Here is a 20864-nt window from a genome sequence, read left to right on the forward strand (position 1 = left end):
GGGAGCGCCGTTATTTAATATCCGCTTCTTCGAAACTAAAGCCGGTATCCGGCATCATGTAAAACCCGCTCAGGGATTTGCTGTGCGCGGAAACCAGTTTTTCCACCACCAGCGGTACCCACGGGGATTCTTTCCAGATGATTTCCTGGGCGTTTTTATACAGGCTCGCTTTCTGCGCGTTGTCGGTGGTTTTCAGCGCTTCGGTGAGATCTTTATCCACCTGCGGATTGCTGTAGAACGCGGTATTGAACAGCGTCGGCGGCCAGTTCTGGGAAGCGAACAGCGGCGACAACGCCCAGTCGGCCTCGCCGGTTGACGCCGACCAGCCGGTGTAGAACATTCTCACGCCGCTCTCTTTCTGACCTTTGCCCTCCACTTCCGCCGCACGCTGCCCGGCGTCCATGGCGGTGAGTTTCACCTTCACGCCCACCTGCGCCAGTTGCTGCTGGGTAAACTGCAGCACTTTTTGCGCGGTGCTGTGGTTATGGGACGACCACAGCGTGGTTTCAAAGCCGTTCGGATAACCCGCCTCTTTCAAAAGCGCGCGCGCTTTAGCCGGATCGTAAGGCCAGGCTTTAAACGGCTCGGCGAAGGCGATAGCGGGCGGCACCACGCCGGTTGCCGGCGTGGCGAACCCGGCAAAGGCCACTTTCACCAGCGCATCGCGGTTGATGGCGTAGTTAATGGCTTCACGCACTTTCGGGTTGTCGAACGGCTTCTGGGTGACGTTCATGCTGATGTAGCGCTGCATGATAGACGGCGTGGTCACCAGATCCAGTTTGTCGTTCTTCTGAAGCACCGCGGCCTGCTCGTAAGGGATCGGGAAGGCAAACTGCGCCTCGCCGGTTTGCAGCATCGCCGCGCGGGTGTTGTTGTCGACCACCGGACGCCAGGTGATGCTGTCGAGCTTCGGCAGCCCCTGCTCCCAGTAGCTGGCGTTTTTCTTCACCCTGACGAAATCGGTCTGGTTCCAGGTATCCAGCGCGTAAGGCCCGGTGCCCACCGGATGAAAGCCGATCTCTTTGCCGTATTTCTCCAGCGCCGCCGGGGAGATCATCGCCGTCGCCGGGTGGGCGAGGATATTGATAAACGCCGAGAACGGCTGCTTCAGGGTGATCTTCACGGTAGACGGGTCCACCGCCTCGGTGCTGGCGATGTTTTTGTACAGGTTATAGCGCTTGAGTTTGCTATCCGGATTGCTGGCACGGTCGAGGTTCACTTTCACCGCAGCGGCGTTGAAGTCGGTGCCGTCCTGGAATTTTACGCCCTGACGCAGTTTCACGGTGTATACCAGCCCGTCATCGGAAACGGTGTAGCTTTCCGCCAGCACGTTTTTCACTTTCATCTCTTTATCCAGGCCAAACAGCCCCTGATAAAACGATTTGGCGACCTGCTGGGACAGGGTGTCGTTGGCGTCATACGGGTCGAGCGTCGTAAAGTTCGACGCCACCGCCACGGTGACATCCTTTGCCGCGAAGGCGGAACCGGCGAACAGCGCCGCGCTGATGCTGGCCGCGACCAGTAACTTACGGGTGATGGATTGTGTCATGTGATTTCCTCATTATCCCTGCATTTTTATAGTTGGCGTTACGCGTTGCCGACGGTATGGCGCGCCACAAAGTGATCAGGCCCGACCGATACCAGCGGGGCAACAAAAGGGTTATCGCCGCGCCTGCGGGTGGCGCTGGGTATTTCATCGGATAACAACACCGGCTGGCGACGCCGGTGCGCCGGGTCGGCCACCGGAACGGCGGCCATCAGTTTCCGGGTATACGGGTGCTGCGGATTCTCAAACACCGCCTGGCGCGGGCCAATCTCGACAATCTGCCCGAGATACATCACCGCCACGCGGTGGCTGATGCGCTCCACAACCGCCATATCGTGGGAAATAAATAAAAAGGCGATGCCGAATTCACGCTGCAAGTCGAGCAGCAGATTGATGATCTGCGCGCGAATCGACACATCCAGCGCGGAAACCGACTCATCGGCAATCACCACTTTGGGATTAAGCGCCAGCGCCCGGGCGATGCAAATCCGCTGGCGCTGGCCGCCGGAAAACTCATGCGGGTAGCGCCAGGCGTGCTCCGGCTTCAGCCCGACGCGCTCCAGCAGCCAGGCGACGCGCTGTTCGGCGGCCTCGCCCTTCATCAACCCGTGCACCAGCAGCGGCTCCATAATCGAATAGCCCACCGTCAGACGCGGGTCGAGAGAGGCATACGGATCCTGGAAGATAAACTGGATATCCCGGCGCACCGGTTGCATTTCTGACGGGGAAAGCTGGTCAATGCGCTGGCCTTCAAAAGTAATGCTGCCGGACTCGCTCTCCACCAGCCGCAGCAGAGAACGCCCGATGGTGGATTTTCCGCAGCCGGATTCGCCCACCAGCGCCAGCGTCTCGCCGGGCCACAGATCAAAACTGACGTGCTCGACGGCGTGTACTTCCCGGGTCACGCGGTTGAGAATACCGCTGCGCACCGGAAAGCGCGTCACCAGGTCGCGCACCTGCAAAATCGGGCCTTCCCCGGTTATCACCGTATCGCGCGCCGGACGCTTTTCATCCCCGGCGGCGTCATTGAGCAGCGGGAATTTACGCGGCAGCGGATGGCCTTTCATCGAGCCGAGGCGCGGCACCGCCGCCAGCAGCGCTCTGGTATAAGGGTGCTGAGGATGGCTAAAAATGTCATTTACCGGGGCGGTTTCTACTGCTTTACCCTGGTACATCACCAGCACCCTATCCGCCAGATCCGCCACCACGCCCATATCGTGCGTGATAAAAATCACGCCCATGGACATTTCCTGCTGCAACACGCGGATTAGCTGAAGAATTTGCGCCTGGATGGTGACGTCCAGCGCGGTGGTCGGTTCATCGGCAATCAGCACCGCGGGTTTACAGGAGAGCGCCATGGCGATCATCACCCGCTGGCGCATCCCGCCGGAAAGCTGGTGCGGATAGCGGGATAAAATCGCCTGGGCTTCGGGAATACGCACCAGATCGAGCATCCGCTTCGCCTCCGCCAGCGCGCTTTTATGGCTCAACCCCTGATGCAGACGAATAGATTCGGCGATTTGCTCGCCCACCGGAAAGACCGGATTCAGGGAAGTCATCGGCTCCTGGAAAATCATCGCCATATCCGCGCCGCGCACTTCGCGCATCCGCCCCTGGCTTGCGGTCGCGAGATCCAGCACCTGTCCGTTACGCCGCCGCAGCCGCATCGGGCCGCTGTTCACCTCGCCGCCCGCCTGTTCAATTAAGCGCATCAGCGCCAGCGCGGTCACCGATTTCCCGGAGCCGGATTCGCCGACAATCGCCAGGGTTTCTCCGCGCCGCAGCGAGAAGTTAAGCCCGCTGACTGCCTGGGTAACGCCCTGCTCCTGACGGAACGCGACAGTGAGATCCTCAACCGCAAGGACTTCGTCGTCCGCCAGTAATTCATTCTGTGACACCAGGGCCTCCTGCTTCCGGATAAATGCCCACCGTGGGCGCATCGCCGACGTAGCCGTAGCCGCGGTACATGCCTTCGCTGTTAAACGGCATCGCCACGTTGCCTTCCCGGTCAATGGCAATCAGCCCGCCGCTGCCGCCGAGCGCCGGGATCTTCTCCATCACCACCCGCTCCGCCGCCTGGGGTAAACTCAGCCCGGCGTACTCCATCAGCGCGGCGATGTCATAAGCCGCCAGCGCGCGGATAAACACTTCGCCGGTGCCGGTACAGGAGACCGCCACGCTGGCATTGTTGGCATAACACCCCGCGCCCGGCAGCGGGGAATCCCCGACCCGGCCCGGCAGTTTATTGGTCATTCCGCCCGTGGAGGTTGCCGCCGCAAGATTGCCGTGGCGATCCAGCGCCACCGCGCCGACGGTGCCCATTTTACGCTGCTCATCCAGCGGCGCGCTGTGGTCGAGCTGGACCGCGTTCTGTTGTTGCGCCTGATGCAGCTGTTCCAGCCGCTCCGGGGTGGAAAAAATATCCGGCGAGACGAGCGCCATGCCGTGCTGATGGGCGAAGGCCTCCGCCCCGTCGCCAATCAGCAGCACGTGCGGGCTTTTTTCCAGCACCAGCCGGGCCGCCTGTACCGGGTTACGCAAATGGCTAACGCCCGCTACCGCGCCCGCTTTTAAGGTATGGCCTTCCATCACGCAGGCGTCCAGTTCGTGGGTGGCGTCCCGGGTAAACACCGCGCCGATCCCGGCATTAAACAACGGGCACTCTTCCAGTAAACGCACGGCTTCGGTAACCGCATCCAGCGCGCTGCCGCCCGCTGCCAGAATCGCCTGTCCGGCTTCAATCACCGTGCCTAGCGCGGCGATATACTGGCGCTCGCGCTCCGCGCTCACGCTGGCCCGGGCAATCGCCCCCGCGCCGCCGTGTATGGCAATAACCGCTTTTCCCATGCTCTCTTTATCCTGCATCAATAAGGTATTGCCACGTTTTCTTTATAAATATCATTATCGTTGCAATTTATTCATATCGAATTTGAATATAGAAAGTGCCACATGTGATGTAAAGCGCCCCGGCTTTCTGATCCCCAGAGGGGCATCCCGCTGACGTGCGATTTCTGACATAATGCATCCTTTATTTCCCGCCAGGAGAGAGCTCATGGATTTCACCGCTGGACTGATGGCGCTTGATGACGCCCTTGGACAGATGCTTGCCCGTATCACGCCGCTGACCGATACCGAAACCTTACCGCTGCAACAGGCTTTTGGCCGGGTGCTGGCACGCGATGTCACCTCGCCCATGGATGTTCCCGGATTCGATAATTCGGCGATGGACGGTTACGCGGTGCGCCTGGGCGATGTGAAAGACGGCGCGGTGCTGCCGGTGGCGGGCAAAGCGTTCGCCGGGCAACCGTTCCAGGGCGAATGGCCGCAGCGCACCTGCATCCGCATCATGACCGGCGCGCCGGTTCCGGCGGGCTGCGACGCGGTGATCATGCAGGAAGAAGCCGACGCCAACGACGCGGGCGTGCGTTTTCCGCATCCGGTGCGTCCGGGGCAAAACATTCGCCTGCGCGGAGAGGATATCCAGCGCGATGCGGCGGTGCTCACCGCCGGGACCAAACTCACCGTCGGCGAACTGCCGATGCTGGCGTCGCTGGGCATCCCCCATGTTGAGGTGGTGCGCAAAACCAGAGTGGCGATTTTCTCCACCGGCGATGAATTACAATTGCCGGGCCAGCCGCTCGGCGACGGCCAGATTTACGACACCAACCGCCTCGCGGTACATGTGATGCTGGAACAGCTCGGCTGCGAAGTGATCAATCTGGGGATTATCCCGGACGATCCGGATGCGCTGCGCGCCGCGTTTATCAGCGCCGACAGCCAGGCGGACGTGGTGCTCAGCTCGGGCGGCGTCTCGGTAGGCGAAGCGGATTTCACCAAAACCCTGCTGGAAGAGCTGGGTGAAATCACCTTCTGGAAGCTGGCGATCAAACCGGGCAAACCCTTCGCGTTTGGCCGCCTGCCGAATAGCTGGTTCTGCGGCCTGCCGGGCAACCCGGTCTCTGCGACGCTGACTTTTTATCAACTGGTGATCCCGCTGCTGGCGAAGCTTAGCGGCCAGCACTCTCCATCGCTGCCGCAAACGCTGCGGGTGCGCGCGGGCGGTCGCTTTAAAAAATCCCCGGGCCGCCTCGACTTCCAGCGCGGCATGTTGCAGCGCGGCGCGGACGGTACGCCGGAAGTGGTCACCACCGGCCATCAGGGTTCGCATATTTTCAGCTCGTTCAGCCAGGGCAACTGCTTTGTGGTGCTGGAGCGCGAGCGCGGCAATGTCGAAGCCGGCGAATGGGTCGAGGTTCAGCCGTTTAATCACCTGTTCGGAGGCTAACCATGGAGCAGCTCACCGACCAGGAGATGATGCGCTATAACCGGCAAATCGTGCTGCGCGGGTTTGATTTTGACGGCCAGGAGCGTCTGAAAGCCGCGCGGGTGCTGCTCGTCGGGCTCGGTGGGCTGGGCTGCGCCGCCAGCCAGTATCTGGCGGCGGCAGGCGTCGGGCAGTTAACGCTGGTCGATTTCGACACGGTTTCCGTTTCCAATCTGCAGCGCCAGACGCTGCACCGCGACGCGACTGTCGGCCTGCTGAAGGTGGATTCGGCGCGGGATCAGCTCGCCGCCATCAATCCCAACGCCGTTATTAACACCGTTTCCGCCCTGCTGGACGACGAGGCGATGGCACAACAGATTGCCGCGCACGATCTGGTGCTGGACTGCACCGATAATGTCGGGGTGCGCAATCAGCTTAACCGGCTGGCGTTTGCCGGGAAAATCCCGCTGGTTTCCGGCGCGGCGATCCGCATGGAAGGGCAAATCACGGTCTTTACCTGGGGCGACGACGAGCCCTGCTACCGCTGCCTGAGCCGGTTATTCGGCGACGGCGCGTTAAGCTGCGTGGAGGCAGGCGTAATGGCTCCGCTGGTTGGGGTGATTGGCGCGATGCAGGCCATGGAAGCCATTAAAATCCTCGCCCGGTACGGTAAACCCGCTGCGGGCAAAATCGTCATGTACGACGCCATGACCTGTCAGTTTCGAGAAATGAAGCTGGCGCGCAACCCGCAGTGCGAGGTTTGCGGCGGCTAATCATCATATAAACCGTTGTGCCGTGCCCCGGCGGCGTGTTTGCCGCTGCGGATACGGCGCACCGACTCCCTGACGGCCAGGGTGCCGTGCAACAGCAGCGTACCGCAGGCCGCGTGGGGCCGGATCAGACGCTGTTGCAGCATCAAAACCGCTTCTTCCCCCAACTCATCGCGCGGCACGTGCATCGCGGTGAGCGGCACATCCTGGATCGCCGCCAGATTAAAGGCGTCAATGCTCATCACCGAAATATCCTGCGGCACCCGCAAACCGGCTTTTTGCAATGCGCTGACCGCCCCTGCCGCCATAAAATCGCCGCCCGCCAGAATCGCGCTGGGCAACGGGCCGTCAGTATTCGCCAGAAATTCGCCGATCAGCGCCTCGCTCTCTTTTGCGCTAAAACTGCTGGCGGCAATAAGATGGCGTGAATCATCAAACGCCAGATTGTGCGCTTCCCAGCTCTCTTTAATCCCCGCCAGCCTCAGGTCCATGGTGTAGCGCCGCAGGCACAACAGGTTGACCACCTGCTTATGCCCCATCTCAAACAGATAGCGGGCGGCGGCCTCGCCAATGGAACGGTGATCCGGCGCGACCGCCGGGTGGCGCATTTTCGGATCGCGGCAGTTAATCAGCACGCAGGGTTTACCGATATCGGCAGCCAGATCGTGGATATGGGCGCTGTCGATACCCAGCAGGATCGCGGCCTGAGTTTCCGGCTCGTTGATCCGCGCCAGAAACAGGTTGGCATCGCTGTCTTCTTCTTCCAGCGCGCAGTAGCGCAGCCGCACGTCATGGGGGGCCAGCGCCTTATTAATGCTCTGGATCACCCGGTAATAAAAAATATCGGAACGCTCGTCGAAAGCGCGCTGCGGCGCGAACACCAGCAGGTTATTAAGCAACAACCGCCCCGCGGCCATACCGTCCAGCACCCCAAGCTGGCGTGCGCACGCCATCACCCGCGCCCGTGCTGTATCGCTGGTGTTCGACTTCCCTGCCAGCACGCGGGAAACCGTGCTGATCGACAGGCCCGTTTGACCGGCTATCAGGCTGATTTTTAGGTTTTTGCTCATTGTGTGATCTACGCCCAATCGCGAAATGAAAAAATTTTCATCAGATAAACAGTAATAATTTCATCAGTTAAATTAGCCTAACGTTAAAATGCACAGATTAATGAGAAAATTTGCACAATTTTCGCTTTTTCCACGCCAGCCCGTTAACTAGTCTCAGATTGGTCAACCAATACACCGTAAGCCGTACCGATAACAACACTATTTCAAGGGAATATGAAATCCGCGCGGTGCCGTCCGGTTAACCCCGTCCCGCGAGTTGTCATACCAATCAACCGTATTAACGCTGTCTGGAGACCGTTATGAGTCAGGGTGTGAACGAGCCGTTAGCGACCGGAAAAACCCGGCGCGTTGTGAAAAATCTGCGCTGGTGGGTGCTGGTCCTGTTTTTGATGGGGGTGACGGTTAACTACATCACCCGTAACTCGCTGGGGATCCTCGCCCCGGAACTGAAAGAGAGCCTGGGCATCACCACCGAGCAGTACTCGTGGATTGTCGGTGCGTTCCAGCTGGCCTACACGGTTTTCCAGCCGGTTTGCGGCTGGCTGATTGACGTGATCGGCCTGAAAGTCGGCTTTCTGATTTGCGCCTCGATCTGGGCGCTGACCTGTATTTTTCATGCCGGAGCGGGCAGCTGGCTGCAACTGGCGCTGCTGCGCTTTGTGATGGGCGGCGCAGAGGCCGCAGCCACGCCCGCTAACGCCAAAACCCTCGGCGAATGGTTCCCGAAAAAGGAACGCCCGGTTGCCGCTGGCTGGGCAGGCGTGGGCTTTTCGATTGGCGCGATGCTGGCGCCGCCGATTATCTATTTTGCCCACGCGTCGTTCGGCTGGCAGGGCGCATTTATGTTTACCGGCGTGCTGGCGCTGCTGTGGGTGCTGCTGTGGTGGCTGTTCTACCATAACCCGGAGAAACACCCCAACCTGAGCAAAGACGAGCTGGCATATATCCAGCAGGATAACGAACCGCCCGCCGTCAAACTCCCCTTCTTTACGGCCCTGAAAACCGTCGGCAAAAACAGACGCTTTTACGGCATCGCCATTCCGGCGTTTATGGCCGAACCCGCCTGGGCGGTGATGAGCTTCTGGGTGCCGCTGTATCTGGCTAAAGAACACGGGATGGACCTGAAGCAGATCGCCATGTTCGCCTGGCTGCCGTTCCTGGCCGCCGACCTCGGCAGCGTCGCCAGCGGCTATTTAACTCGCCTTTATACCCGCCTGTTCGGCTGTAGCCGGGTTAACTCGGTGGTCGCCAGCTCGGTCACCGGCGCGTTTTTAATGGTGTCGCTGGCTATCGTCGCCCTGACCCGCGATCCCTATATCACCATCATCCTGATCTCCATCGGCGGCTTCGGGCACCAGATCATCTCCTGCATGCTCAGCGCGCTGGTGGTGGAGTCGTTCGATAAAGGCCAGATGGCGACCGTTAACGGCATGCGCGGCTCCTGCGCGTGGATCGCCAGCTTCCTGTTCTCGCTGCTTATCGGCGTCACCGCCGACAAGATCGGTTTTAACCCGCTGTTTATCGCCATGGGCTTCTTCGATCTCATCGGGGCTTTCTTCCTGGTGGTGTTTATCGCTGAACGCCGCGCGCGTCGCGCCTGAAGACAAGGGATGTTATGAAAACACTGAAAAACTGGACCCTGCTCAACGCAGACCAAAGCCATATCACACTGCAACTCGATCAACGTTATCGCCTGGCGCTGTACGTGCTGGAAAAAGGGCTGTTTCGGGTGGCGATCTCCCGCAATACCGGCTGGGCGCTGGATAAAACCTGGAGCATAGCGCCCGGGCAGGATGTGCCCTGGGAAGGACGCAGCCGCGATGATTTAAGCGGATTTTCCTTGCCGGGCTTCAACGTTGAGGAACAGGACGATCGCCTGGTGGTCGCCACCGACACCCTGCGCGTGACGGTGCACCAGCCGCTGTGGCTGGAGTGGCACTACCGGGATGACCAGGGCGAATGGCAACTGCTGGCCAGCGACCGCGCCACCAGCGCCTATCTGATCAACGCCCACGGCGACGGCGTGGCGCACTACCAGCATCGGCTGGAAGGCGATCGTTATTACGGGCTGGGGGAAAAAGCCGGGCCGCTACAGCGCAACGGCAAACGCTATGAAATGCGCAACCTGGACGCCATGGGGTATAACGCCGCCCATACCGATCCGCTGTACAAGCATATTCCGTTTACCATCACCCGGCGCCCCGGCGTCAGCTTCGGCCTGTTTTACGATAACCTGAGCAGTTGCTGGTTTGACATGGGTAAGGAGATCGACAATTACCACCGCCCCTATCGCCGCTGGCAGGCCGAGGCCGGCGATATCGATTATTACCTGTTCGTGGGTAAGCGGGTGCTGGATATCACCAAAGCGTTTGTGCGGCTGACCGGGAAAACGCTTTTCGGACCAAAATGGAGCCTGGGCTATAGCGGCTCGACCATGCATTACACCGACGCGCCGGACGCCCAGCAGCAGCTGATGAATTTTATCCGGCTGTGTCAGGAGCACGCCATCCCTTGCGATTCGTTCCAGCTGTCGTCCGGTTATACCTCCATCAACAACAAGCGCTACGTGTTCAACTGGAACTACGACAAAGTGCCGCAGCCCAAAGTGATGAGCCAGGCGTTTCACGATGCGGGGCTGCGGCTGGCGGCCAATATCAAGCCCTGCCTGTTGCAGGACCATCCGCGCTATAACGAAGTGGCGGAACAGGGGCTGTTTATTCGCGATTCGGAGTCGGATATGCCGGAGCGCTCAAGCTTCTGGGATGACGAAGGCTCTCACCTCGATTTCACCAACCCGGATACCATCACATGGTGGCAGAACGGCGTCACCACCCAACTGCTGGAGATGGGCATCGATTCGACCTGGAACGATAACAACGAGTTCGAAGTGTGGGACGGCGAAGCGCGCTGTCACGGCTTCGGTAACCCTGTCGCCATTAAATATATGCGTCCGGTGATGCCGCTGCTGATGATGCGCGCGTCGCTGGAAGCCCAGCAGCGTTTTGCGCCGGAAAAACGCCCGTACCTGATTTCCCGCTCCGGCTGCGCCGGGATGCAGCGCTACGTGCAAACCTGGAGCGGCGATAACCGCACCAGCTGGGAAACGCTGCGCTTTAACACCCGCATGGGCGTCGGCATGAGCCTTTCGGGGCTGTATAACGTCGGTCACGATGTAGGCGGTTTTTCCGGCGATCGTCCGGACCCGGAGCTGTTTGTACGCTGGGTGCAAAACGGCGTGATGCATCCGCGCTTCACTATTCACTCCTGGAACGACGACCATACGGTTAACGAACCCTGGATGTACCCGGCCATCACGCCCGCCATCCGCAGCGCCATCGAACTGCGCTACCGCCTGCTGCCCTGGTTCTATACCCTGCTGTGGCAGGCTCACGCCGACGATGAGCCGATGCTGCGCCCGACGTTCCTCGATCACGAACACGATGCGCAAACCTTTGAAGAGTGCGATGAGTTTATCCTCGGCAAAGACCTGCTGGTCGCCAGCGTGGTGGAGCCCGGCGCACGCGAGCGCACGCTGTGGCTGCCCGCTAACACCGACGGCTGGTATGACTTCTACACCGGCCACTGGTACAGCGGCGGGCAATGGATCACTCTGGCGGCGCCGCTGGAAACGCTGCCGTTGCTGGCGCGTGCAGGCGCGGGCCTGCCGATGAGCGCGCGGCTGGCGCATACCTGCCCGAAAGACGACACGTACCGCGAGCTGAAGCTGTTCCCGCTGAAGGGCTGCGGGAGCAGTGGCGGCATGCTGTTTGAAGACGACGGCGAAAGCTGGGGCTATCAGGATGGCAATGCCCTGTGGCTGGAATGGGAAATGACCTGCGATGCCAATACCATTCGTCTGGAGATCACTACCCGCGGCGATTATCAGCCTGCGTGGCGCGAACTCACCGTTAGCCTGCCGTCCGGTGAACACCGTACATTGATGATCAACGGCGAAGCGAGCCACTGCTGGCAAGCCCGCTAAGCGGAAAAACCAACGGGGCCATTCGGCCCCGTTTTTTATTCCAGTTTTTACTTCAGTTTTTTACTACAGCTTTTTCAGCAACTCTTTCACGTCCTTCGACTTGCTGCTGTCTTTATGGCGCTCGGCCCAGTCGTTTAACCGCCGCTTCGCTTCCTCCTGCAAATGCTTACGCAGCACCTGGTCAACCTGCAGCGAGTAGTTCAACTGCCTCCAGGGGCCATAGACCCGCAGCGGGATCGGCGTTTGCTTCAGGAATTCCACCAGGCTGCCCTCGCCCTTCCAGCCATCGACAACCCGCACCTGGAACAGGGTATCGCACTGTTCAGTGACCAGATCCATGGTGCCTTCGCCATTCAGCGCCAGCATCGAGGAACGTCCTTCCATTTTGTTCAGCGTCAGCTTGCCGTGGTCGAGCGACACGTCCGTCGTGAACTGTTCCAGTTTGGTCGCGTTCTCTTCGAACTGCTGCGCCTGCACCGAACCGTTATTACGCGCTACTGCCTGCTGGATCATTTGCTGGAAGTTCATCCCTTCGAGACGCGAGTGGGTCATCTCGACGTTAGCCTTGCCCTGCCAGTTCTGACGAAATGCGTTGGCATCGATTTGCGCTCCGGAAAAATCGCCGGTCATCGACAGCGCGCCGCTCAGGGCTATCGGATAATCAAACGCCTTAAGCACCTGGCTGATTTCGATATTCTGAATAGTTGGGGTGAACTTCACCTGCGCCGGTTGCTGCCTGGTATTCAGGCTGCCCGGCAGGGAAATATGGCCCGCGCCCAGGTTGCCTTCCAGCGTGGCAATGGTCAGTAATCCGCGGTTATTTGCCAGCGCCGCGCGCACTTTAGTGAAGTTCAGCCCGCGCCACAGTACGCTCTCCGCACTGATATTGGCCCGGGCGTTAAAACCGCGCAGCGCCGAATAATCCTGCTCAGAGGCATTGTCGGCAATCACCGGACGCGGCAGCACGGGCTGGCTTTGCGCCTGCTGGGCGACTGGCGTGGTGGAGGGCGCTTGCGTCGGCAGCAGATTTTCCAGATTGAGTTTGTTAAAAGCCAGATTCAGCAGCCACTCAGGTTGCTTTTGCAACATCACGCTGCCATCGCCGCTTAGCTGGCTGTCATTCGCGGTGAGTTGCAGTTGGCTGAAGCTGAGCGCTTTCTGCCTCTCCTGCCAGTTTCCGTTAAACGCGCCCTGACCGGTAATGCCCTGGCGCGGCAGATCTGCGCCCCGCAGTTGGTAGCGTAAATTGCTGACGCTGGCCGTCAGGTTCTCGGGATAGTCCGCGGCGTTAAGCGCGGCGTTGAAAGAGAGATCCAGCGTGCGCTGGTCGCGTAGCACCCGGGCGCTGAAATCAATCTGCGCCTGCCGCTTCTCATCCTGCTCCATCTGGAGATTAAGGTTGCGCACCGTGACCTGCTCATCGCCCTCGTGCTGGAAAACCAGTACGCTGTCGGCCACTTTCAGACGCGAGATATCAAAGCTCCAGCCGCGATCGGTATCGGCAGGGGTTGCGCCGCCCTGTGGGCCTATCGGCGCATCTTTTGGACGACGCGCTTCGCTCTCGGGCGTTAACTGAACCACCGCGCCCTTCAGCATCACCTGGCGGACGTGCAACTGGTGCGACAGCAGCGGCAGCAGCTTCACGTCAAGGCGCATATTATCGGCGGTTACCATCGGCTGTGACGCGCCCGGGGCGGTAAGTTTCATCCGGCCGGAAAGGATGCTTAACTGAGGCCAGACGTGCCAGCGCAGCGGCCCTTCCAGCTTGAGCTGGTATCCGCTGCGCGCCTCAACCTGGCGAACCATATAGTCGCGAAAATCGTTGGGGTTGACCAACAGCACTAATGCGGACAGGCCAGCGATGATGACCACCAGCAATATCATTAGCGTCGTCAGAAGTCGTCTCATGGCATCCTCAGTCAGTAACCGGGTTAGTCTTTATCGATACGGCTGGCTACCGCACCTTGTTGATCCCGATACTTGGCATCTTCACGACGATTGTAAGGCCGCGCGGCAGGCCCCGAGAGCGGCTCAAAACTCAGCGCGCCGATCACCATCCCCGGACGCAGCGCCAGCGGCAGTTTGCCGGAGTTATAGAACTCAAGCACGATGCAGCCCTGCCAGCCGGGATCGATACGGTGCGCGGTCACGTGGACCATCAACCCGAGACGCGCCAGCGAAGAACGACCATCCAGCCAGCCCACCAGATCCGCCGGTAAGGTCACCGACTCCAGCGTTACCGCCAGGGCCAGCTCGCCGGGATGGAGGAAAAACGCATCACCGTCCGCCAGCACGATTTCATCACTCATCACGCGATCCAGCGCGGCGCTGACTTCCGCCTTCGGTCCGCTTAAATCAATAAACGCGGCGGTATGGCCGCTGAAGGTGCGAAATTTGTTGCCCAGACGCACATCCACCGTCGCGCCATTAATGCGCTCTACCGGAGGACGCGGGGTAATCGCTAAACGGCCATCATCAAGCCAGGCTTCAATATCACGGTCGCAAAGACGCATCGCACGCTCCTCTGTTGTGCTTCAGTTCCCGACCCGTGCAGGCCGGGAAAGACATTATGACTCTTAAAACGGTACACGCTAACTGCGTGTTATTCAAAGAATTGGCTGATTTTCGCTTTGAGAATATCAATCGCAATGCGGTTTTTACCGCCGCGCGGCACGATGATGTCGGCATACTGTTTCGATGGCTCAATAAACTGGAGGAACATCGGGCGTACCGTTTTCTGGTACTGCGTCATCACCGAGTCCATCGAACGGCCACGCTCGTTCACGTCACGTTTAATGCGGCGCATCAGACAAATATCCAGCGGCGTATCGACGAAAATCGAGAAGTTCATCTCCTGGCGCAGGCGCGCATCCGTGAGCAGCAGGATCCCCTCCAGGATAATCACTTTTTTGGGTTCGATATGGACCGTTTGCCGGGTGCGTGTATGTTCGACATAACTATAGACGGGCAGTTCAATTGGCTTGCCGGACTTCAGCGTTTGCAGATGCTGGAACAGCAGGCTGTGATCCATGGCGTTGGGATGGTCATAGTTGGTCTTAACCCGTTCTTCCATGGACAAGTGGGTCTGATCTTTGTAATAGCTGTCTTCCGGAATAACACCAATGTGTTCGTCACCGACCTGGTCGCGCAGCTCCCGATAAAGTGTGCTGGCGATAAGGCTTTTGCCCGAAGCGGATGCGCCGGCGATGCCGATGATGACGCATTGATGAGACTTGTCAGTCATAAATGTAGCGACCTGGTTTTTAAATGAGGGGAAGGACGACGCCGAAGCGCCAAACGCGGCAATTATAGGGACTTCGCCCCCCTGATACCAGTCACAGGTGCGCTGACATCCGGTTGCGAATAACTTTTTTTAAAGAGTGGCACCGGAACGCATTTTTTTAACCATAATCTCAGTTAATAATTCAGGCTATTGCGATTAATACAATAAAGCTGGGTGCAATGAGAATTTATCAGACAGCGGCATAGGAATTGTAAATTGTTTGTACTAGCATAGCCCGATATGTCGAATAATGCGTCCGGGCTTTGCTCCTGGCGGCAATGCCACAACGGATTAGCGGTAATGAATAAAAAGAACATGCGCGTTGAAGTTTCTACGCCTCATCCCGTATTACGGTTGCTAAGTCTGGGGCTATTAAGTTTTTTATTTACCCTGTTTTCTCTTGAGCTGACGTTGTCAGGTGCACCCCTTGCACCACTGTGGTTCCCTACCGCCATTATGATGGTGGCCTTTTATCGGCATCCGGCCTCTTTTTGGCCCGCTATCGCCGCAGTGTGCGTGGTCGGGAATTTACTGGCATCGCGGGTGTTATTATCGACAAGCCAAATTGTTTTAACCTTTCCTGTCATCAATATTCTGGAGGCCCTGCTTGGGGCCATATTACTGCGTAAACTTCTGCCATCCGCCAATCCATTACAAAATCTCAACAACTGGGTAAAACTGGCGATCGGCAGCGCGGTTATCCCCCCGTTTTTCGGCGCGGTTTTAGCGGTTATTTTTACGCCAAACGACGAGAATTTGCGGACATTTTTTGTCTGGATATTATCGGAGTCGATTGCCGCCATCGCGCTGGTGCCCATTGGACTGCTGTTTAAATCCCATTATTTGCTGCGCCATCGTAATCCTCGCCTGTTGATGGAGACGCTGGGGGCATTATGCGCGACCTTGCTCCTGAGCTGGCTGGCGCTGCATTACCTGCCCTGGCCGTTTACTTTTATTATTGTGCTGCTGATGTGGAGCGCCATCCGGCTGCCGCGTCTGGAGGCGTTCACGATTTTCCTGGCAACGGTGATGATGGTTTCCCTGACGCTAACCCGTAATCCGGAAATGCTCGTCGCCCCGCATCCCACGGTGATGATTAACGCGCCCTGGTTGCCGTTTTTGTTGATCCTGCTGCCCGCCAACGTGATGACCATGGTGATGTACGCGTTTCGCGAAGAGCGCAAGCATATTTCCGAGAGCGAAACCCGTTTTCGCAACGCCATGGAATACTCCTCCATCGGCATGGCGCTGGTCTCAATAGATGGCCGTTGGCTGGAGGTAAATAAATCCCTGTGCCAGTTCCTGGGTTACACCCCTGAAAAAATGTGCAGCATGACGTTCCAGCAAATTACCTGGCCGGAAGATTTACATGACGATCTGGAACAGCTGGAAAGCCTGATTAAGGGCGATATCAACAGCTATTCCATGGAAAAGCGCTATTTCAACCAGGCCGGTGACGTGGTCTGGGCGCTGATGTCGGTGTCCGTGGTGCGGGATAATAACGGCGCGCCGCTCTATTTCATCGCCCAGATTGAAGATATAAACGATCTCAAGCATACCGAGTGGATGAATAAGCGTTTAATGGAACGCATCACGCTGGCGAATGAAGCCGGCGGCATCGGTATCTGGGAATGGGAGCTGGGGCCGGACATTATTAGCTGGGATAAGCGGATGTTCGAGCTGTACGATATTCCGCCGCACATTAAGCCCACCTACCAACTTTGGGCGTCCCGGGTGGTAAAAGAAGATCTCGGGTCAGTGGAAATGACGATCCGCGATGCGTTAAAAGCGCGCGTCCCGTTTAAAATCGAATTCCGTATTCAGGTGAGCGAAGGCATCCGCCATATTCGCGCGCTCGCCAATCGCGTCATTAATAAACAGGGCGATGTGGAACGTCTGCTCGGCGTGAATATGGATATGACTGAAGTTAAACAGCTTAACGAGGCCCTCTTCCAGGAAAAAGAGCGTCTGCATATTACGCTCGACTCCATCGGTGAAGCGGTAATTTGTACCGACGTCGATATGAAAGTGACCTTTATGAACCCGGTCGCGGAGACAATGAGCGGCTGGTCGCAGGAACAGGCCATAGGGCAACCGCTGCTGTCGGTTCTGCGTATTACTTTCGGCGATAAAGGCCCGCTGATGGAAAATATCCACAGCGGGGACGTCAGCCGCTCCGCCATCGAACAGGATGTGGTATTACACTGCCGCAACGGCGGAAGCTACGACATCCACTACACCGTAACGCCGCTCAGCACGCTGGACGGGCAAAACATCGGTTCCGTGCTGGTGATACAGGATGTCACCGAATCACGCAAAATGCTGCGCCAACTGAGCTACAGCGCTTCGCACGATGCCCTCACCCATCTGGCAAACCGCGTCAGTTTTGAAAATCATCTCAAGCGCCTGCTGCAAAGCGTCGGCGAAAACCATCAGCGCCACGCGCTGGTGTGCATCGACCTCGATCGCTTTAAAGCGGTAAATGATACCGCAGGCCATGCGGCGGGGGATGCTTTGCTGCGCGAACTGGCGTCACTGATGCTGGGTATGCTGCGCACCACCGATATTCTGGCGCGCCTCGGCGGCGACGAATTCGGCCTTCTGTTGCCGGACTGCGGCATCGAAAACGCCTATACCATTTCAACCCGGCTGATTCAGGCAGTGAACGACTACCACTTTATGTGGGAAGGCCGTTTGCACCGCATCGGCGCCAGCGCCGGGATCACGCTGATCGACGCCAGTAACAATCTGGCCTCTGAGGTCATGTCCCAGGCAGATATCGCCTGTTATGCCTCGAAAAACAAAGGGCGCGGCGTGGTAACGGTTTATGAGCCGCAGCAGCAGCATTTGCAGCAGCAGCGCACGCTGCTGGCCCATGAAGAACAGGCGCGGATTATTAACGACAATCATATGATGCTGCTGGCCCGCGCCGTGGCGTCGCCGCGCATTCCGGAATCCACCAACTTCTGGCTGCTGTCGCTGCGACTGTGGACCAGCGATGGCAACGTGCTGGAGGAGTCGGCGTTTCGCTCAGGGCTCACCGACCCCGCGCTTTCGTGCGCGCTTGACCGCCGCGTGTTGACTGATTTTCTGCACAACCATGCTACCGCCATCACGCTGAAAGGCTTTGGCATCGCTCTGCCTTTATCGCCTCAGGGCATCGCCAGTGATGAGACCATTAACGAGATCCTGGCGGCGCTGAGCACCAGCGCGCTGCCGCCGCGCCTGCTGCATTTCACGCTCCACAGCGATGTACTGCTGGCGGAAGACGATCGCGCCAAAAACAATATGATCAAACTGCGCAATGCCGGTTGCCGCATCATCATCAGCCAGGTCGGGCGCGATATGGAAATCTTTAACCAGTTGACTCGCCAGATGTGCGACTACGTGATGATTGAGCCGGAACTGGTCACGGATGTTCACACCAACCTGATGGACGAGATGATGGTGACCATTATCCAGGGTCACGCCCAGCGGCTGGGGCTGAAGTGCATCGCCGGCCCCGCCGATCAGGCGCTGATCATGGACACGCTCTCCGGCATCGGCATCGATATGATTTGGGGCGATACCATCGCCCAGACCCAGCCGCTGGATATGCTGCTGAACCAGGGTTACTTTGCGATTAACTGATCCGGCTGCCAGCCGTGGTTATACCAGATGTGTAATAACGCATACGAGCGCCAGGGCGACCAGCGCTCGGCGTAACGGCGAATTTGCGCAGGGGTCATGCCGGGGAAACGGAGTTTGATGGCATAGTCATCCGGCAAAAACACGTCGGGGCTTTGCCAGCCGCGCAACGCGAAATAACTGGCGGTCCAGCGGCCAATTCCGGGTAGTTTCATCAGCGCTTTAATGCCCTGCTCGACGTTTTCCGGGCGTGACAGCATCAGTTGCCCGTCCAGACACAACTGCGCCAGGTTAATGATGGCGTCTGCCCGCATTTTCGACATGCCCAGCGCTTTTAACGCCTCCCAACGGGCACTGGCCAAAATCTGCGCGTCCGGAAAGCAGCGCCAGCCCGGTACACCCTCCAGCGGTTCACCATACGCCTGCACCAGTTTACTGGTCAGTTTCGCCGCCATGGCGACGCTCACCAGTTGGCCTAATACCGCGCGGATCATCTGCTCAAACGGATCGACGCAGCCGGGCAGCCGCAAACCCGGTATCGGCGCGGCAAGTTCGCCCAGGGTGTCGATAATGGGTTGCGGGTCGGTATCGAGATCCAGCCAGCGCCGCAGCCGCGCCAGCGCCTCATCAGCAACCGGCATCAGGCCGTCGCTCAGGGTGACGTGCAGTTGATGATTCCCGGCGAGGTGAATGGTCGCCAGTCCCCGGGCATCGCCGAAAGCCATCACCCGCTGCAGGTTGTCATCGTTAATGATTTCAACGCCCTCGACGGTACGGTGGCGTAAAAAACCGCACATCCAGGGCCAGTCATACGGGCCGCGGTAATCAATAATAAACATGCTATCTCCTTGAATACTCGATTCAGGGTAGCCTTTTCCCGCCCGTTTCGCCTTGCTTTACTATTCCGATTGCCGCCGGCACCACATTCGGCTAAAGTCGCCCCCCTTCTTCACAGGCATGGGGATGAACATGTTTATTGGTTTTGATTACGGCACCGCGAACTGTTCGGTGGCGATGATGCGTGACGGCGCGCCGCAGATGCTGACGCTGGAAAACGGTTCCCCGCTGCTGCCGTCGATGCTGTGCGCGCCCACCCGCGAGGCGGTGAGCGAATGGTTATACCGCTGTCACGATGTCCCGACGCCGGACGATGAAAACAAAGCGCTGCTGCGCCGGGCGATTAACGCCAACCGCGAAGAAGATATCCGGGTTACCGACGCCAGCGTGCAGTTCGGGCTGGCGGCGTTGCAGCACTATATGGACGACCCGGAAGAGGTCTGGTTCGTTAAATCGCCAAAGTCGTTTCTCGGCGCAAGCGGCCTGAAACCGCAGCAGGTGGCGCTGTTTGAAGATCTGGTGTGCGCCATGATGCTGCATATTCGCAACACCGCCGCCGCGCAAACCCACGAGTCCATCGACCAGGCGGTTATCGGTCGTCCGATTAACTTCCAGGGTCTGGGCGGCGATGACGCCAACGCGCAGGCGCAGGGCATTCTCGAACGCGCTGCGCAGCGCGCCGGTTTTCGCGACGTGGTATTTCAATATGAACCCGTCGCCGCCGGGCTGGATTTTGAATCCACCCTGGCCCAGGAAACACGGGTGCTGGTGGTGGATATCGGCGGCGGCACCACCGACTGCTCGGTACTGTTAATGGGGCCGCAGTGGGCCATGCAAGCCGATCGCGAAGCCAGCCTGTTAGGCCACAGCGGCTGCCGCATCGGCGGAAACGATCTGGATATCGCGCTGGCCTTTAAGCAGCTGATGCCGCTGTTAGGCATGGGTGGCGAGACTCAGAAAGGCATCGCCCTGCCAACGCTACCCTGGTGGAACGCGGTGGCCATCAATGATGTCCCGGCGCAAAGCGATTTTTACAGCGCCGCTAATGGCCGGCTGCTGCTGGATTTGATCCGCGACGCCAAAGCGCCTGACGACGTCGTCCGACTGCGTAAAGTGTGGCAGCAGCGTCTGAGCTACCGTCTGGTGCGGGTCGCCGAGGAGAGCAAAATCGCGCTCTCTGCCGGGGACAACCACCTGGCGCGGATGCCATTTATCAGCGACGACTTACAGGCCGCCATTTCGCAAACCGAACTGGAAACGGCGCTGACCCAGCCGCTGCAACGCATCATCGAGCAGGTGACGCTGGCGCTGGAAGCCAGCCATATCACGCCGGAGGTGATTTATCTTACCGGCGGCAGCGCCCGCTCGCCGCTGATCCGCAATCTGCTGGCCGCGTATTTGCCAGGAATACCGATCCGCGGCGGCGACGATTTCGGCTCGGTCACCGCCGGGTTAGCGCGCTGGGCAAACGTGGTGTTTCGATAA

The 20864-nt window shown here is 58.8% G+C and carries 14 protein-coding genes; 6 read left to right on the forward strand and 8 right to left on the reverse strand.

Features of this window, described 5'->3' with window-relative positions; all coding sequences use genetic code 11:
• Positions 1-10: 10 nt before the first annotated feature.
• The 3 genes from gsiB to iaaA are packed head-to-tail and all read right to left on the reverse strand — an operon-like array spanning position 11 to position 4393.
• Positions 11-1549 carry a glutathione ABC transporter substrate-binding protein GsiB gene (gene gsiB / locus GV764_RS11970; protein WP_161660349.1) on the reverse strand — a complete coding sequence of 513 codons (1539 nt, stop codon included), beginning with the start codon at positions 1547-1549 and terminating at the stop codon, positions 11-13.
• 38 nt (positions 1550-1587) lie between these two features.
• Entirely contained in the window at positions 1588-3486 is a 1899-nt protein-coding gene (gsiA, locus tag GV764_RS11975) for a glutathione ABC transporter ATP-binding protein GsiA (protein ID WP_161660350.1), read from the reverse strand.
• A complete protein-coding gene (gene iaaA, locus GV764_RS11980) occupies positions 3431-4393 on the reverse strand; it encodes a beta-aspartyl-peptidase (RefSeq protein WP_161660351.1) in 963 nt (320 codons plus the stop codon). Before iaaA ends, gsiA begins: the two co-directional genes overlap by 56 nt.
• 205 nt (positions 4394-4598) lie before the next feature.
• On the opposite strand from iaaA, the gene moeA reads away from it, so the two are divergent.
• Both moeA and moeB read left to right on the forward strand, forming a co-directional pair.
• Positions 4599-5831, forward strand: a complete 1233-nt coding sequence (gene moeA / locus GV764_RS11985) for a molybdopterin molybdotransferase MoeA (protein WP_161660352.1) — start codon at positions 4599-4601, stop codon at positions 5829-5831.
• A 2-nt stretch (positions 5832-5833) separates the two neighbouring features.
• On the forward strand, positions 5834-6583 hold the full coding sequence (gene moeB / locus GV764_RS11990; RefSeq protein WP_161660353.1) for a molybdopterin-synthase adenylyltransferase MoeB: 750 nt from the start codon (positions 5834-5836) through the stop codon (positions 6581-6583).
• Here moeB and GV764_RS11995 read toward each other — a convergent pair.
• The gene (locus GV764_RS11995) at positions 6580-7650 is read right to left on the reverse strand and encodes a LacI family DNA-binding transcriptional regulator (RefSeq protein WP_161660354.1); all 1071 of its coding nucleotides are present in this window, start codon (positions 7648-7650) and stop codon (positions 6580-6582) included. The genes moeB and GV764_RS11995 overlap by 4 nt on opposite strands.
• 299 nt (positions 7651-7949) lie before the next feature.
• On the opposite strand from GV764_RS11995, the gene GV764_RS12000 reads away from it, so the two are divergent.
• Both GV764_RS12000 and GV764_RS12005 read left to right on the forward strand, forming a co-directional pair.
• Positions 7950-9251 carry an MFS transporter gene (locus GV764_RS12000; protein ID WP_161660355.1) on the forward strand — a complete coding sequence of 434 codons (1302 nt, stop codon included), beginning with the start codon at positions 7950-7952 and terminating at the stop codon, positions 9249-9251.
• Positions 9252-9265: 14 nt separating this feature from the next.
• Positions 9266-11632, forward strand: coding sequence for a glycoside hydrolase family 31 protein (locus GV764_RS12005; protein WP_161660356.1), 2367 nt, complete (start codon positions 9266-9268; stop codon positions 11630-11632).
• Between the two features lie 63 nt (positions 11633-11695).
• Here GV764_RS12005 and asmA read toward each other — a convergent pair whose 3' ends face one another.
• From asmA to udk, 3 genes are all read right to left on the reverse strand, one after another.
• Complete coding sequence (gene asmA / locus GV764_RS12010) at positions 11696-13540, reverse strand: outer membrane assembly protein AsmA (RefSeq protein WP_161660357.1); 1845 nt, start codon at positions 13538-13540, stop codon at positions 11696-11698.
• A 23-nt stretch (positions 13541-13563) separates the two neighbouring features.
• Positions 13564-14145, reverse strand: a complete 582-nt coding sequence (dcd, locus tag GV764_RS12015) for a dCTP deaminase (protein ID WP_144130456.1) — start codon at positions 14143-14145, stop codon at positions 13564-13566.
• An 89-nt stretch (positions 14146-14234) separates the two neighbouring features.
• Positions 14235-14876, reverse strand: a complete 642-nt coding sequence (gene udk, locus GV764_RS12020) for a uridine kinase (RefSeq protein WP_161660358.1) — start codon at positions 14874-14876, stop codon at positions 14235-14237.
• Positions 14877-15215: 339 nt separating this feature from the next.
• On the opposite strand from udk, the gene GV764_RS12025 reads away from it, so the two are divergent.
• Positions 15216-18545, forward strand: coding sequence for a diguanylate cyclase (locus GV764_RS12025; RefSeq protein ID WP_161660359.1), 3330 nt, complete (start codon positions 15216-15218; stop codon positions 18543-18545).
• On the opposite strand, the gene alkA is transcribed toward GV764_RS12025, so the two are convergent.
• Positions 18527-19381 (reverse strand): DNA-3-methyladenine glycosylase 2, encoded by an 855-nt coding sequence (alkA, locus tag GV764_RS12030; protein WP_161660360.1) that lies wholly within the window; start codon positions 19379-19381, stop codon positions 18527-18529. The genes GV764_RS12025 and alkA overlap by 19 nt on opposite strands.
• A 130-nt stretch (positions 19382-19511) precedes the next feature.
• On the opposite strand from alkA, the gene yegD reads away from it, so the two are divergent.
• Positions 19512-20864: a molecular chaperone gene (yegD, locus tag GV764_RS12035; protein WP_161660588.1), complete on the forward strand. Its 1353-nt coding sequence runs from the start codon at positions 19512-19514 to the stop codon at positions 20862-20864.

This window comes from Atlantibacter hermannii (assembly GCF_009907385.1).
In the GTDB taxonomy this organism is placed as follows: domain Bacteria; phylum Pseudomonadota; class Gammaproteobacteria; order Enterobacterales; family Enterobacteriaceae; genus Atlantibacter; species Atlantibacter hermannii_A.